General features: G+C 70.9%; 13 protein-coding genes and 1 pseudogene. 10 read left to right on the plus strand and 4 right to left on the minus strand.

Annotated features, from left to right (window positions below; translation table 11 throughout):
* Positions 1–15: 15 nt before the first annotated feature.
* On the minus strand, positions 16–660 hold the full coding sequence (locus tag ABXJ52_RS18140) for a hypothetical protein (protein WP_367043639.1): 645 nt from the start codon (positions 658–660) through the stop codon (positions 16–18).
* Between the two features lie 57 nt (positions 661–717).
* Positions 718–1395, minus strand: a complete 678-nt coding sequence (locus ABXJ52_RS18145) for a bifunctional DNA primase/polymerase (RefSeq protein ID WP_367043640.1) — start codon at positions 1393–1395, stop codon at positions 718–720.
* Positions 1396–1934: 539 nt separating this feature from the next.
* Here ABXJ52_RS18145 and ABXJ52_RS18150 point away from each other — a divergent pair.
* Positions 1935–3365, plus strand: a complete 1431-nt coding sequence (locus ABXJ52_RS18150; protein ID WP_367043641.1) for a PP2C family protein-serine/threonine phosphatase — start codon at positions 1935–1937, stop codon at positions 3363–3365.
* Positions 3366–3464: 99 nt separating this feature from the next.
* Complete coding sequence (locus tag ABXJ52_RS18155) at positions 3465–4961, plus strand: aminopeptidase P family protein (RefSeq protein WP_367043642.1); 1497 nt, start codon at positions 3465–3467, stop codon at positions 4959–4961.
* Positions 4962–5033: 72 nt separating this feature from the next.
* Here the strand turns inward: ABXJ52_RS18155 and ABXJ52_RS18160 are convergent, their stop codons facing one another.
* Positions 5034–5573, minus strand: a complete 540-nt coding sequence (locus ABXJ52_RS18160; RefSeq protein ID WP_367043643.1) for a carboxymuconolactone decarboxylase family protein — start codon at positions 5571–5573, stop codon at positions 5034–5036.
* 41 nt (positions 5574–5614) lie between these two features.
* Here ABXJ52_RS18160 and ABXJ52_RS18165 point away from each other — a divergent pair.
* A pseudogene (locus ABXJ52_RS18165) lies at positions 5615–7050 on the plus strand (PLP-dependent aminotransferase family protein).
* 54 nt (positions 7051–7104) lie between these two features.
* Here ABXJ52_RS18165 and ABXJ52_RS18170 read toward each other — a convergent pair.
* Complete coding sequence (locus ABXJ52_RS18170) at positions 7105–7551, minus strand: ATP-binding protein (RefSeq protein WP_367043644.1); 447 nt, start codon at positions 7549–7551, stop codon at positions 7105–7107.
* A gap of 269 nt (positions 7552–7820) precedes the next feature.
* On the opposite strand from ABXJ52_RS18170, the gene ABXJ52_RS18175 reads away from it, so the two are divergent.
* The 7 genes from ABXJ52_RS18175 (at position 7821) to pheA (ending at position 15131) form a co-directional block, all read left to right on the plus strand.
* Positions 7821–8651, plus strand: coding sequence for a hypothetical protein (locus ABXJ52_RS18175; protein ID WP_367043645.1), 831 nt, complete (start codon positions 7821–7823; stop codon positions 8649–8651).
* A 206-nt stretch (positions 8652–8857) separates the two neighbouring features.
* On the plus strand, positions 8858–9583 hold the full coding sequence (locus ABXJ52_RS18180; protein ID WP_367049114.1) for a YcnI family protein: 726 nt from the start codon (positions 8858–8860) through the stop codon (positions 9581–9583).
* Between the two features lie 104 nt (positions 9584–9687).
* Positions 9688–10338 (plus strand): SCO family protein, encoded by a 651-nt coding sequence (locus tag ABXJ52_RS18185; RefSeq protein WP_367043646.1) that lies wholly within the window; start codon positions 9688–9690, stop codon positions 10336–10338.
* Positions 10335–10826 carry a copper chaperone PCu(A)C gene (locus ABXJ52_RS18190; protein ID WP_367043647.1) on the plus strand — a complete coding sequence of 164 codons (492 nt, stop codon included), beginning with the start codon at positions 10335–10337 and terminating at the stop codon, positions 10824–10826. The genes ABXJ52_RS18185 and ABXJ52_RS18190 overlap by 4 nt, the downstream gene beginning before the upstream one ends.
* Before the next feature lie 14 nt (positions 10827–10840).
* The gene (locus tag ABXJ52_RS18195; protein WP_367043648.1) at positions 10841–12844 is read left to right on the plus strand and encodes a copper resistance protein CopC; all 2004 of its coding nucleotides are present in this window, start codon (positions 10841–10843) and stop codon (positions 12842–12844) included.
* A gap of 11 nt (positions 12845–12855) precedes the next feature.
* Complete coding sequence (gene efeB / locus ABXJ52_RS18200) at positions 12856–14088, plus strand: iron uptake transporter deferrochelatase/peroxidase subunit (protein ID WP_367043649.1); 1233 nt, start codon at positions 12856–12858, stop codon at positions 14086–14088.
* Positions 14089–14195: 107 nt separating this feature from the next.
* Positions 14196–15131 (plus strand): prephenate dehydratase, encoded by a 936-nt coding sequence (gene pheA / locus ABXJ52_RS18205; protein WP_367043650.1) that lies wholly within the window; start codon positions 14196–14198, stop codon positions 15129–15131.
* Positions 15132–15291 lie beyond the last annotated feature (160 nt).

Below are 15291 nucleotides of genomic sequence, written 5' to 3' on the forward strand. Positions count from 1 at the left end.
GCCCGACCCGCTGGCTCAACTGGCCTCCGGCCGCGCGGAATTGCTCCCGGAGCGCAGGAGCAGCGGTCCGCCGCTCCCGTCCGCGAACTCCACCACCGCCGCATACTCCTCGGCATTCCCGGCCGTACGCTCCCGAGGTGTATCGCAGGCCCCCGGTTCGTCAGCGGCGCCGACCTCGCAGTGCATCTGGACGGTGCGTCCGCCCGGCCCCATAACGGTCAGTACGGCGCTCAGCTCATCACCGGTCGTGTTGCGGTAGTACGTGCGCCCCCAGGTGTCGTGCCCCTGGGTCAGGACACACGTCTGGGCTTCGATGCCCTTGGGGGAGGTGAGTTCGGGGCCGCACTGTGCGGCGTTGTCGAGGCCGAGCCCCTTGAGCAGCGAGGCGTCGTCCGCGGCCCGGCTGCTCGAAGACCGGCCATCCGAGGGTCGCTCGCCGGAAGACGCGCCCTCCGTAGAGGGCCGTTTCGAAGTCGGCCTCTCCGTGGAGGGCTGTTTCGCGTCGGAATCCGGTACCGCCCCCGATGCCGCGTCCGCCGGCCGCTCCGGCGGCCCGGCTTCGGGGCCGCCGTCGCCCACCGGCCCCGCGGACGCGCCGGCGAGCGGCAGGAGAACCGTAATGGCCACGACGCCCATGAGCGCGATCAGGCGGGGGTTCATGGGGCCTGACACTAACGAGGTTTGCCGGGCGCCCGGCTCGCCGCGCGCCCATTTCCCCTACAACTCGGGTGCGCTCACACCCGTACGAGTGAGGGCGTCGACCACCGCGTCCACCACGGCCTCGACATCGGGCACCCACGGCGCCGCCGAGCCGGGCAGCGGAGCCCGCTCCCAGCGCACCGGTCCCTGCCCCGTCCCGGAGGGCGGCAGCGCGAGATAGCCACCCTCTCCGTGGAAGCGCAGCGAGCCCGGCACGTAGTCCTTGGCGTACAGCAGTTCGCCCAACTGCTCCATGGAGTACGGCGCTACGAGCAGGAAGAGGCGGGCGGGGGTCGCCACGACGGGGCCGAGCCTGATGCCCATCTCGTCGAGTGCGGCCAGGGCGCGCGCTCCCGCGACCGCGGGCAGGCTGACGGCGCACGGAGCGCCGACGCCGGTGGCGAGCACGATGGGGGCGTCCGGGCGGTTCGTCCACCACCAGCGCACCATGCGCTCGTCGGTCGTCGCGGTCAGCAGACCGGGGTCGAGGGGGTGGGCTCCAGGCACTGTGCAGTCGGGGTCGGGGCAGGCGCAGCGGGTGCCGTCTCGCCGGTCGAGTCCGACGCCCGGGACCACGGGCCACTTCCATGCCGTGGCAAAGGTCAGGGCCGCGCCGATCAGACCAGGACTCTGGTCAGACTTCCTGCCGGTGAGCCTGGACAGGAGCCTGCGTCGCCTTCCGAGGATCTCGCGCATGAGCGCTCGTTCCTTTCCGTTTACACGCCGAGGAACACGGCGGGCCACATCGACACCATGTGTGGATCACTTCGCTGTGCGTAGAACTGGCGCATCACACCCCAGCCTGCGGCATGGGGAACCCCTAAGGGCCGAGCGTTAGCGTGGCGTGGGGTGGCGGTGCCTGGCGTTTGCTGTCCCGCGTACTTCTTCGCCGCCTCCCCCACGGGAGGATGGGGCACGGTCGTCGTGAGTTAAGACGCCCAGGTCCGTCGCCAGGTTCCGGGCGGATCTCAACTGCCCCTGGTCATCACCGAGTACGTACCCATCACGGCCGCTGTGACGCGCCTCCCGTGCCTGAGGGCCCGGGAGTGCCCCTTGTTGAACAATCCCAGTCGATCGCAATAGGCCGTCACCTCAGGCACTTTTGAGCCAAGTTACCAAGATCGCGAAACGCCACAGAATTCCCATGGACACCAGGAATCCCAGCTGGACAATGCTGGACATCCCCTAACCAGTGCGTGTAGATGTGGAGAACATTGCTAGCGGCGCAGAATGACATGGGGGTTTGCGATGCTATTGAGCAATACGCACCGGCCGGAAAGCCGTCAGCCATGAACGCTCCGCACCTCCCGAAAGTGGCCGGAATCGATTCAACTGTTCCGCCACAAGACCACACTGTCGCGCCCGTCCCACAGGCCCAGGGCGCACCGGCCCTCATGATCCAGGACCGGCTCGCGGGCTGGATCTCCGATCTGACCACCCTGCAGGAGCTCACCGAGCGCCTCGCCCGCACGGCCGCCCTCGACGAAGCACTGCACGAACTGCTGCGCGCCGGAGCCGCCCTCGTCGGGGCGCGCCGCGGCCTGCTCGTCCTGGAGCCCTCCGACGGGCTCGGCCCCGACACCACCGTCGGCCTCGGCCTGACCCGCGCCGACCTCGGCCACATCGAGACGGTCCCCCGCGCCGCCACCGCCTTCGGGCGGCTCCTCGACGCACCGCCCGCACCCCCGGGCGCGGAGACCGGCATCGTCAACGCCGATCTGCTCGCCGACAGCACCCTCGACCCCCGGCACCGCGAGGTGGCCGCCCGGCTCGGCTACGCCGCGAGCTACGCCCTTCCCCTGTCCACCGAGGCGGGCCGGATCGGCGCCGCCGTCTGGCTGTACGACGAGCCCGCGGAGCCCGGCGAGCGACAGCGCCACCTCGTCGGCCTCTACGCGCGTCAGGCCGCCGAGCATCTGGCGCGTCTGACCGAACTGGACCGCGCCCGTACGACGGAGGTCACCCTGCGCGAAGAGCTGCTGCCCTCACGCCTGCCGCGGGTCGCCGGGGTGCGGCTCGCCGCGCGGCACCGCACCTCGGCGCTCGGAGGCGGTGACTGGTTCGACGCGCTGCCGCTGCCGGACGCCGCGCTCGGCCTCGCGGTCGGGTCCGTCACCGGGTCCGGGCCGAGCGCCGTCGCCGCGATGGGGCGCCTGCGGGCCTCCTTGCGGGCGTACGCCGTGATGGAGGGCGAGGACCCCGTCGCCGTACTGTCCGATCTGGAGCTGTTGCTGCGGCTCACCGAGCCCGCGCGGTCGGCCACCGCCCTCTTCGCGTACTGCGAACCGGCGCTGCGCAAGATCGTCCTTGCGGGAGCGGGTCACAGCCCGCCCCTGGTGATCGGGGAGCGGCGCACGGAGTTCGTGGAGACCTCGCTCTCGGCGCCGCTGGGCATGCTCGCCTGCTGGGAGGCGCCGAGCGTGGAGTTCCAGACGCAGCCGGGAGAAACGGTGCTTCTCTATACGGACGGGCTGCTGCACCGCACCGGGGACGCCATGGACCGCGCCTTCGCGCGGCTGCACTCGGCGGCGGCGAGCGTGCCGAAGCCGGTGCGCGAGGACCCGGACGCGCTGGTCGATCACGTCCTGCGGGCGGTGCTGCCGGACGGGCTCGACTCGGTCGCCAGCGACGAGGACGTGGTACTCCTTGCGGCCCGTTTCGAGTGACCCCCGCAATACGGCATGTAATGGGCCTTCCGGCTCTGGGCCCCCTTCCGTACGCCCGTACGATGGAGGGGGCCCAGTGTCGTACATAGGAGGCAGATCGTGTCGGAGGAGCTCAATCCGGAGAACCCGGAGACCCCGGAAGACCTGGAGATCGAGTCCGAGGAAGAGCCGATCAAGCAGCGCAAGAACGGCCTGTACCCGGGAGTCTCCGACGAGCTCGCCGAGAACATGAAGTCCGGCTGGGCCGACACGGAGCTGCACGACCTGCAGCCGATCGCCCAGGCCGAGCACACCGCCGCCCGCCGTGCCGCGCTCTCCGCGCGCTTCCCGGGCGAGCGCCTGGTGATCCCCGCGGGCAATCTCAAGACCCGCTCGAACGACACGGAGTACGCCTTCCGCGCCTCCGTCGAGTACGCGTACCTGACCGGCAACCAGACCGAGGACGGCGTCCTCGTCCTGGAGCCGACGGACTTCGCGGACGGCACGAGCGGCCACGAGGCCACCATCTACCTGCTGCCGCGTTCCAACCGTGAGAACGGCGAGTTCTGGCTGGACGGCCAGGGCGAGCTGTGGGTCGGCCGCAGGCACTCCCTCACCGAGGCCGGGACGCTGTACGGCATCCCGGCGTCCGACGTGCGCGAGCTGCCCGAACAGCTGCGCGAGGCAACCGGCTCCGTCCGGGTCGTCCGTGGCTACGACGCGGGCATCGAGGCCGCGCTGACCGACAAGGTCACCGCCGAGCGCGACGAGGAGCTGCGCGTCTTCCTCTCCGAGGCCCGTCTGGTCAAGGACGAGTTCGAGGTCGGCGAGCTGCAGAAGGCGTGCGACTCGACGGCCCGTGGCTTCGAGGACGTCGTGCGCGTCCTCGACAAGGCCGAGGCGACCAGCGAGCGCTACATCGAAGGCACGTTCTTCCTGCGCGCCCGCGTCGACGGCAACGACATCGGCTACGGCTCGATCTGCGCCGCGGGCCCGCACGCCACGACGCTGCACTGGGTGCGCAACGACGGCGCCGTGCGCGCCGGGGAGCTGCTGCTGCTCGACGCCGGTGTGGAGACGCACACGTACTACACCGCCGACGTGACGCGCACGCTGCCGATCAACGGCCGTTTCGACGCGCTGCAGCGCAAGATCTACGACGCCGTGTACGAGGCCCAGGAGGCCGGCATCGCGGCGGTCAAGCCGGGCGCCAAGTTCCGCGACTTCCACGACGCCGCACAGCGTGTCCTCGCCGAGAAGCTCGTCGAGTGGGGCCTGGTCGAGGGCCCGGTCGAGCGTGTCCTGGAGCTGGGTCTCCAGCGTCGCTGGACCCTGCACGGCACCGGTCACATGCTTGGCATGGACGTCCACGACTGCGCCGCCGCGCGCCGTGAGACGTACGCCGACGGTGTCCTGGAGCCCGGCATGTGCCTGACCGTCGAGCCCGGCCTGTACTTCCAGGCGGACGACCTGACGGTGCCCGAGGAGTACCGCGGCATCGGTGTGCGGATCGAGGACGACATCCTCGTGACGGCCGACGGCAACAAGAACCTGTCGGCCGCGCTGCCGCGGCGGGCGGACGACGTCGAGGCGTGGATGGCCGAGCTCAAGGGCTGACAGCCTTCTCCGTCCTCTTAGACCGGGCCTCTTCTGTAAGAAGGGGCCCGGTTTCGCGTTCTCCGGCAGGATCTAGCGCTCATCCTCGCCCGCCACCTTGGCGGTGCTCAGGGCGATGCGGTTCCAGGTGTTGATGGTGAAAATCAGGGCCAGGACGTGGGCCAGTTCCGTCTCCTCGAAGTGCGCCGCCGCGCGGGCGTAGACGTCGTCGGGGACACCACCCTGGTGGACGAGCGTGACGGCCTCGGTCAGGTCGAGGGCCGCCTGCTCCTTCTCGGTGAAGAAGTTCCTGGCCTCGCGCCATACGCCGACCATGTGCAGCCGCGCCTCGTCCTCGCCGGCCTTGCGCGCGTCGGAGGTGTGCATGTGGAGGCAGTACGCGCAGCCGTTGAGCAGCGAGGCACGGATCTGGACCAGCTCGACCAGGGCCGGGTCGAGTCCGTCGCGGGCGGCGGCGTCGAGTCCGATGACGGCCTTGAAGGCCTTGGGGGCGGCCTTGGCGAAGTTGAGGCGGGGGGTGGGGTCGAGGGTCTGCGTGGGGGTCTGTGTGGCGGTGTGAGCGGCGGTCTGTGTGGCGGTCTGTGTGGCGTTCTCGTTGTTCGTCATGACCATGAATCTACGGGTGCGATAGACCTCGGATAGGGTGCATTTCCATGGTGGAATCGTGGGTCAATCTGGCCGAGCGCATCGGGAGTGACCTGCACCTGGAGCTCTCCGGGGCGGGTGGCCGCCGCGCCGTCCTCATCCGTGCGCTGCGTGACGCCGTGCGCGAGGGGCGGCTCGCTCCGGGGACGCGGCTTCCGCCCTACCGCTCCCTCGCCGCCGACCTGGGCATCGCCCGTAACACCGTCGCCGACGCCTACGCCGAGCTGGTCGCCGAGGGCTGGCTGACCGCGCGGCAGGGCTCCGGCACCCGAGTGGCCGACCGGGCGGCGCCTCCCGCCCGCACCCGTGTCCCCAAGCGGGCACCCGCCCGGCCCACGACGCCCGCCCCGCCCGCGTACGACCTGCGTCAGGGACAGCCGGACGCGGCGTCCTTCCCGCGCACCGCCTGGCTCGCCGCGGCCAAACGTGCCCTCAACTCCGCGCCGAACGAGGCCTTCGGGCCCGGGGACCCGCGAGGGCGCGTCGAGCTGCGCAGGGCGCTCGCCGGGTGCCTGGGGCGTGCGCGCGGGTGCGCGCCGATCCGGAGCGGATCGTGGTGTGCTCCGGGTTCGCGCACGCCCTGCGGCTGCTGTACGGCAGCGGGGGAGGCGGGATGCTGCGAGGGCCCCTGTCCGTGGAGTCGTACGGGCTCGGTTTCCATCGGTCGATCCTCGCGACCGCGGGCGTACGGACGGTCCCGCTCGGCCTCGACGAAAAGGGCGCCCGGATCGAGGAGTTGACCGACAGTCAGCGAACCCGCGGTGTACTGCTCACGCCCGCACACCAGTTCCCGACCGGCGGCCCCCTGCACCCGACCCGACGTGCGGCGGTGGTCGACTGGGCGCGCACCCGCGGCGGCCTCGTCCTGGAGGACGACTACGACGGCGAGTTCCGCTACGACCGGGAGCCGGTGGGTGCCGTGCAGGGCTTGGATCCCGAACGCGTCATCTACATGGGCTCGGTCAGCAAGAGCCTCTCTCCGGGGGTGCGCCTGGGGTGGCTTGTTCTGCCCGAACACCTCATCGACGGGGTCCTCGCGGCGAAGGGCGAACGGGAGGCATGGGCGAGCGTCATCGACCAGCTCACGCTGGCCGAGCTGATCGAGTCGGGCCACTACGACCGGCACGTCCGCCGGATGCGTCAGCGCTACCGCCGACGCCGCGACCAGCTCGTCGCGGCCCTCGCCACGCACGCCCCGCACATCAGCCCGACCGGTGTGGCCGCGGGCCTGCACGCCGTCCTGCGGCTGCCGCCCGGCACCGAACAGTCCACCGCCAAGGCCGCCGCCTGGCAGGGCCTGGCGGTGGAGGGCCTGGCCGATTTCCGCCACCCGGAGGCCACCATGCCCGCGCCCGACGGCCTGGTCGTCGGTTACTCCACGCCCCCGGAGCATGCCTATGGAGGGGCGCTGGAGGCCCTGTGCAGGGCGCTGCCGCCCGGGTGAGCCCAGGGGGCTCCCGGCCTTGGGCTCAGGGGCTCCCGGCGGCCACAAGGGCTCTCAGGCGGACACGAGCGGCGCGTCCTCGCGCCACTTGAGGATCTTGTCGAAGCTGATCACCGCGCCGCCCCTGCCCCCGGGCCGCTGCCCGAAGTGCACATGATCGGCGAGCTCATGGATGAGATACAGCCCGCGCCCGTGCTCGGCGGAGTCGGATGCGGGCGTCGCGACAGGGACGAAACCCGGGCCGGAGTCGGCCACTTCGATGCGGCACTTCTCGCCGTCCAGGTACGCCGTCACCCGATAGGCACCGGCCGCGCCCTCGGGGGGCACCGCCGCGCCACCGTGCTCCACCGCGTTGGCACAGGCCTCGCTGAGGGCCACCGACAGGTCGTACGAGACGTCGGGATCCACCCCCGCGGTCTCCATCGTGCCCATCAGCAATCGGCGTGCCAGCGGGACGCTCGCAGCTTCGCGCCGCAAATGGAGTGACCACCACATGCTCATGCTCCAGCCTCCTGGCCGCGGCTCGACATACCGATACGTATTGCCGCAAGCGCCCGTGTATAAGCGCGCAGTTGACGTGATGCCGCCCATACGGCGGACGCGCGGACGGCTCGGGAGGGTGTAGACATGCCGCTCACAAGCCACTTTCAAGCCTGCCGAAAGGCACCCATTCGGTGCCGAAGGGCCTCGAACGGCGCTCAAGGGCATCCATGGGAGCTTGCGGACCTGCCGTATGCGGCGGGTAAGCCCAGTGCAATGATGTTCCGGCCATGACTGCCCCCCACCAGCGCGAAGCGCGCACCGGAGTCGACCTCCGGCTGCTGAGAGCCGCGGTGTTCGCCGTGCTCTGCGTCGTGCTGTCCGCCGGGGGCCATGTGCTCGCTTCCTGCGCCGCCGTCCCGCTGTGGACGCTGGGCGTCGGGTTCCTCGCCGTTTTCGCCGTCGCGGCGCCGCTCGCCGGGCGTGAGCGCTCGCTGCCGGGCATCGCCGCCGCGCTCGCTGCCGGGCAGGTGGGCCTGCACGCGCTCTTCGGAGTCGGCCAGCACGGCGGCATGGCCGGCACGGCGGTGACATCCGCCGAGCCCTCCCTGGTGGAGCGGGCAGCGCGCCTGGTGTGCGGGGCCGGCACCGCCAACCTCAGCCCCGCCCAGGCCCACCGGATCCTGACCACGGCGGGCGTGGAGCCGGGCGGCGGGGCCACGAGCCACGCCGTGCACCACAGCGCCCCGGCCGCGGCATCGGACACGGCGATGGACTCGATGTCGCTGCTGCCGTCGCTCCCGATGCTCCTGGGGCACGTTCTCGCCGCCGTCGCCGCCGGATGGCTGCTGCGCCGCGGTGACATCGCGCTGCTCCGACTCGTGCGGCTCTCGGCGCACGGGGCGTATGGAGTCGCCGAGGGGGCGCTCGTCCGTTCGCTGCGCGGCGCACTCGCTCTCGTACGCGCCCTTCGCGCCGGGCTGCCCGGGGCGCCCGGCGCGGATCTGCGCGCACCCCGTACTGCGTTCTTCGGACCACCGAAGCCGCACACGACCGCGCTCCAGCACTCGGTGATCAGGCGCGGCCCGCCGGCGAGCGCCGCACTCGCACTCGCTGCCTGACGCGACGCACTCCTACCGCAGCACTACGGAGAGGTGCCTCACGGCCGGCGGCGTCCACGCGCGCGTGCCCGCCCGGTTCGTCGCCGCGCGCCCTCTCCCCTGATCAGCACTGCCGACCCGTTCGGCGCTGCTGATCACCACCGCTGAAAGTGGAGTGTTCCGCCATGTCTGTTCTGCCTGCGTCCGTCCTGTCCGCGCTGTCCACCGTGAAGGCCTCCCGCGTCTCCGTCGTCGGCGGCGTGGCCGCCTCCGCGGTCCTGCTGCTCTCCGTCCCCGCCTTCGCGCACGTCAGCGTCTCGGCCGAGGGCGAGGCCGCCAAGGGCGGCTACGCCACGGTCAACTTCAAGGTCCCGAACGAGATGGACGACGCCTCGACCAACAAGCTCGAGATCTCCTTCCCCGAGGACCACCCGCTCGCCTCGGTCATGACGCAGCCCGTCCCCGGCTGGACCGCGAAGGTCACCAAGACGAAGCTCGACAAGCCGCTGGAGATGCACGGCGAGAAGATCGACGAGGCCGTCTCCAAGGTCACCTGGACCGCCGACGGCAAGGGTGTCCAGCCGGGCTCGTTCCAGAAGTTCCCGCTCTCCATCGGCGCGCTGCCCGAGGACGCCGACGAGCTCGTCTTCAAGGCCGTCCAGACGTACGACAACAAGGAAGTCGTCCGCTGGATCGAGCCGCAGCAGAAGGGCCAGGAGGAGCCGGAGCACCCGGCTCCCGCGCTGGCGCTGACCGCCCCGTCCGAGGGCCACGGCGCCGCCGCCTCGCACGACGACGCCAAGGATGACGCGAAGTCGGGCGACAAGAGCGAGTCCGCCGCCTCCGACAGCAGTGACTCCACCGCCCGCGTCCTCGGCATCGTCGGCATCGTCGTCGGCGCCGCCGGCGTGGCGTTCGGCGTCCTCGCCGGTCGTCGGCGCGTCACCAGCTGAGCCACCCTCCGGGCCGCACGCTGAGCCACCCTTCGGGGCGCACCGGTGGGCGTTTCACCCGCCCCCGGTGCGCCCGGGCCCCCTGACATCTGGGACATTTTCGTATGCGCAAGAAGAAGCTGCTCGCCGCCGCCATGCTGGCCGCGGCCGCCCTCACCCTGTCCGCCTGCGGCGGCGGTGACGAGGGCAAGAAGCCCGTCGCGGACGTCTCCGTCGAGTCCAACGGCGACAAGGCCGCGACCATCCTCGACAAGCCGTTCGAGAAGCCGGACCTCGTCCTCACGGACACGCACGGCAAGAAGTACGACCTGCGCGAGCAGACCAAGGGCAAGCCGACGCTCATCTACTTCGGCTACACCAACTGCCCGGACGTCTGCCCCCTGACGATGAGCAACATCGCCGTCGCCAAGAAGCAGCTGCCCAAGGCCGAACAGGACAAGCTCCAGGTCGTCTTCGTCACCAGCGACCCCGAGCGCGACACCCCCGAAGCCCTCGGCAAGTGGCTGAAGGCCCAGGACACCGACTTCATCGGTCTGACCGGTGACTTCGACACGATCCAGGGCAGCGCACGCACCCTCGGCATCAGCATCGAGCCCTCCAAGAAGGAGAAGGGCAAGGTCGTCTCGATGCACGGCACGCAGGTCATCGCGTTCTCGCCGAAGACCGACGCCGGGTACGTCCTCTGGGGCGAGGACGCCACGGTGGACGACTACACCAAGGACCTCCCCAAGATCATCAAGGGAGCGACCCCGTGAACCGCCGCACTCTCATCGGTGGCGCCATGGCGCTGACGGCCGGGCTCGCCCTGGCGGGCTGCTCTGACTCGTCCGGCGACAAGGGCGACGGCGCGGCTTCGGACAAGCCCGAGCTCAAGGTCGCCGGCGCCTTCATGCCCGAGCCCGCCATGGACACCATGGCCTCCGGGTTCTTCACCGTCACGAACAAGGGCGGGGCCGACAAGCTCACCTCGGTGACCAGCGGGATCGCGAAGAAGGTCACGCTGCACAGCACCAAGGGCAACGCGATGAAGGAGCAGAAGTCGTTCGACGTGCCCGCGAACGGCGAGCTCGACTTCGCGCGAGGTGCCAACCACCTCATGTTCGAGGAACTCGAGCACAAGCCGAAGGAGGGCGACAAGGTCGCGGTGACGCTGCACTTCGAGAAGTCGGACCCGATCGACATTGAGGTTCCGGTGAAGGCCGCCACGTACAACCCCAAGCCCGGCAAGCACGCGTCGCACTGAGGGACTGATCGCTGATGCAGACCATCGCTCCCCGCAGTGGAGCTCGCTCCGGGGCCTCCGGCCGCCTCGGGATAACCCCCGGCGTCGGACGGCTCCTGCTCGTCGTCGCCGTTTTCCTCGGCGCCCTGCTGGCCACGGCGGCCCCCGCCTCCGCCCATGCCGCGCTGACGGGCAGCGACCCCAAGCAGGGGGCGGTGGTCGACCAGGCTCCCGCCAGCGTGTCGCTGACCTTCTCCGAGAAGGTCGCCATGTCCGACGGCTCCGTACGGGTGCTCGACCCGGCCGGCAAGCGCGTCGACACCGGCAAGACCAGTGACCTCGGATCGAACACGTACGGCGTGAAGCTCCACAAGGGGCTGCCCGACGGTACCTTCACCGTCGCCTACCAAGTCGTCTCCGCCGACAGCCACCCCATCTCCGGGGCCTACACCTTCTCCGTGGGCGCGCCCTCCGATACGAAGGTCGCGCTGCCGGACCAGGAGGCGGGCGGCGGGTTCGTCGGCGGCCTCTACGGCTTCGCGCGCTACCTCTCGTACGCCGGGTTCATCCTCGTGGTGGGCGGGGCCGCCTTCGTGCTCGGCTGCTGGCCGGGGGGCGCCGGCGTGCGCCCCGTGCAGCGCCTCGTGGTGTCCGGCTGGGTCACGCTCACCGCGTCCACCCTCGTGATGCTGCTGTTCCGCGCGCCCTACACCGGGTCCGGGAAGATCGCCGACGCCTTCGACATGGCCAAGCTCGGTGACGTGCTCCAGACGAAGACGGGCGCCGCGCTGGTCTCACGGCTGCTGCTCCTCGCCGCCGCCGCGCTCTTCATCGCGGTGCTCTTCGGGGCGTACGAGAAGCGAACGGACCCCAAGGAACGCAAGGACCTCACCTTCGGGCTCGCAATCGGCGGAGGTGTCGTCGCCGTCGGGCTCGGCGCGACCTGGGCCATGGCCGAGCACGCCTCGACCGGTATCCAGGCCGGTCTCGCGATGCCCGTGGACGTCGTGCACCTGCTCGCCGTCGCCGCCTGGCTCGGCGGGCTCGCCGCGCTCGTCGTCGCCCTGTACTTCGCGCCGGCGGTGGAGGCCGGCGCGGTGCGGCGCTTCTCGCGCGTGGCGTTCTGCAGTGTGGTCGCCCTGGCCGCGACCGGGCTGTACCAGTCGTGGCGACAGGTCGGCTCGTGGTCGGCGCTCACCGGTACGTGGTACGGACAGCTGCTCCTCATCAAGGTCGGCCTGGTGGCCGTGCTCGTCGGCATCGCCTGGATCTCCCGGCGCTGGACGGCGCGGATCACGAGCCAGGCGGGCGACATGGCGCCGGAGGCCGCGGCGGCGACCGTCGTCGAGCAGCGTGCGCAGAAGCGTGCGGGCGAGCAGGCGGACCAGCACGCGGAGAAGCGCGTCTCCGCCAAGCGCGTGGAGAAGAAGCCGGTGACGGTGCCTGCCGGTGGCGCGGGTGAGGACACCGAGCGCTCCGCCCAACTCGCCCGCCAGCAGGCCGCCATGACCACCGCCCGCGAGAAGCGGATTCGCGACGCCGACCCGAACCGGTCCGGCCTGCGGCGCTCCGTGCTGGCCGAGGCGGGCGTCGCCGTCGTCCTGCTCGCCGTCACCACGGTCCTCACCTCCACCGAGCCCGGACGCACGGAGGAGGAAGCGGCGGCTTCGCAGACGACCGCCGCGGCACAGCGGTCAGGGCCGCTCACCCTCAAGTTCCCCTTCGACACGGGCTCCGACGACGGCAAGGGCACGCTGCAGCTCGACCTGGACCCGGGCCGCACCGGCAGCAACGAGATGCACATCTTTGTGAAGCGCCCGAACGGCAGCGCGTTCGACATCCCCGAGGTGAAGGTGTCCTTCACCCTCAAGTCGAAGGACGTCGGCCCGCTGCCGGTCGTCCCCGACCACATCGCGACCGGACACTGGAGCTCGAGCGGGGTGCAGATTCCGATGGCAGGCAAGTGGAAGATCGCGGTGACCGTACGGACCTCGGACATCGACCAGGTGACCGTGAACAAGAACGCGCAGATCGGCTGAACGGAACCACCATGGCGGACAACGGGATTTCGAGGAGGCGGCTGCTCGGCACCGCCGGCGCCACCGGTCTCGCGCTCGGCGCGGCGGGCGGTGCGGCCGGGTACGCCGCGGCTCCCTCGGACACCCCCGAGAAGGCGGCCTCGCTGGCGTCCCTTGGCGCGGACACGGTCATGTTTCACGGGAAACATCAGCCGGGCATCACCACGCCCGTCCAGTCCCGCGGCCATCTGATCGCCTTCGACCTGATGGCGGGCGCCGGACGCAAGGAAGCCGCCGCCCTGCTGCGCCGCTGGTCGGCGACGGCCGAGCGCCTGATGGCGGGCAAGGCCGCCGCGGGGGAGGACACGGATGTCGCCCGGGACGCGGGGCCCTCGTCCCTGACCGTCACGTTCGGGTTCGGCCACGGCTTCTTCGGGCGCACCGGCCTGGAGAAGCAGCGCCCTTCGGCTCTCGACCCGTTGCCGGACTTCTCGTCCGACCACCTCGACAAGGCGCGCAGCGACGGCGACCTGTGGGTGCAGATCGGTGCGAACGACCCGCTCGTCGCCTTCCACGCGCTGCGCGCGCTCCAGAAGGAGGCGGGTGACGCGGCACGGGTGCGTTGGCAGATGAACGGCTTCAACCGCTCGCCCGGCGCGACCGCGCAGCCCATGACGACCCGCAATCTGATGGGCCAGATCGACGGCTCGAACAACCCGAAACCGTCGGATGACGATTTCGACCGTCGGATCTACGTGCCCGCCACCGGGGACCCGTCATGGATGGCCGGCGGTTCGTACGTCGTCGTACGCCGCATCCGCATGCTCCTCGACGACTGGGAGAAGCTCGACGTCAAAGACCAGGAGGCGGTCATCGGGCGGCACAAGTCGGACGGCTCACCGCTGACCGGCGGCACGGAGACCACCGAGCCGAAGCTGGAGAAGGCGGGCGCGGACGGCGAGTACGTCATCGCCCTCAACGCCCATGCCCGCATCACCCGGCCCGACCAGAACGGCGGCTCCGCGATGCTGCGCCGCCCGTTCTCGTACCACGACGGCTTCGACAAGGACGGGGAGCCGGACGCCGGGCTGCTCTTCGTGTGCTGGCAGGCCGACCCGCTGCGCGGCTTCGTACCGGTGCAGCGCAAGCTCGACCGGGGCGACGCCCTGTCGAAGTTCATCCGGCACGAGGCGAGCGGTCTCTTCGCGGTGCCGGGCGGCGCCGCGAAGGGCGAGTACGTGGGGCAGCGGCTGCTGGAGGGATAGGTGCGGGCGCCGGTCTCGTACATGCGTGTCGTACGTAGGTACGTGGGGCGGGCGCCGCTTCGTGAGACGCGTGGGCCGGGGCGCGGACAGGCCATTAGGGTGACGGTATGTCGGCGATGCGCTACACCTATCTCGGCCCCGAGGGCACCTTCACCGAGGCCGCCCTCCGCACGCTCCCGGAAGCGGCCACCAGGGAGCTCATCCCGATGGTGTCCGTGCCGGCCGCGCTGGACGCGGTCCGTAACGGCGACGCGGCGGCCGCGCTGGTGCCGATCGAGAACTCCGTCGAGGGCGGCGTCACCACCACCGTCGACGAGCTCGCCAAGGGCGCGCCGCTGATGATCTACCGCGAGGTCGTCCTGCCGATCGCCTTCGCGCTGCTCGTGCGCCCCGGCACGCAGCTCAAGGACATCAAGACGGTGACCGGCCACCCGGTGGCCCAGCCCCAGGTCCGCAACTGGCTCGCCGCCAATCTGCCGGACGCCCTGTGGGAATCGGCGGCCTCGAACGCGGACGGCGCGCGCCTCGTCCAGGAGGGACGCTTCGACGCGGCCTTCGCGGGAGAGTTCGCGGCGGCGACGTACGGCCTTGAGCCGCTGGTCAGCGAGATCCACGACGCCGCGACCGCCGAGACGCGCTTCGTCCTGGTCGGCCGCCCCGCCCGCCCGGCGGCGCCGACCGGCGCGGACAAGACATCGGTGGTCATCTGGCTCGGCGACGACCACCCCGGCGCCCTGCTCGAACTGCTCCAGGAATTCGCCGTACGCGGGGTCAACCTGATGCGCATCGAGTCGCGGCCCACCGGCCAGCGCATCGGCAACTACTGCTTCTCGGTGGACGCCGAGGGCCACATCACGGACCGCCGCGTGGGCGAGGCCCTGATGGGCCTGAAGCGGATCTGTCCTCAGGTGCGCTTTCTCGGGTCGTACCCGCGGGCGGGCGTGGCACCCGCCGACGTCCGGCCGCCGCGGCCCGGGACGACCGATGGCGAGTTCCTGGCGGCGTCGGACTGGCTGACCCAGTGCCAGGACGGCCGGTTCTGACCCGACCGCCTCGTCGGGCGAGCGGTCTTACCTGCTGATTTACGTTGTCCACAAAGTTATCCACAGGGGTTGTTCTCGACCTGGGGACAAGTCGACAACGAAGCATGACATGGTCGACAAATCGGTCTACAACCCACAAGTCCGTCCACAGTCGCGCACG

The organism is Streptomyces sp. Je 1-332 (genome assembly GCF_040730185.1).
Taxonomy (GTDB): domain Bacteria; phylum Actinomycetota; class Actinomycetes; order Streptomycetales; family Streptomycetaceae; genus Streptomyces.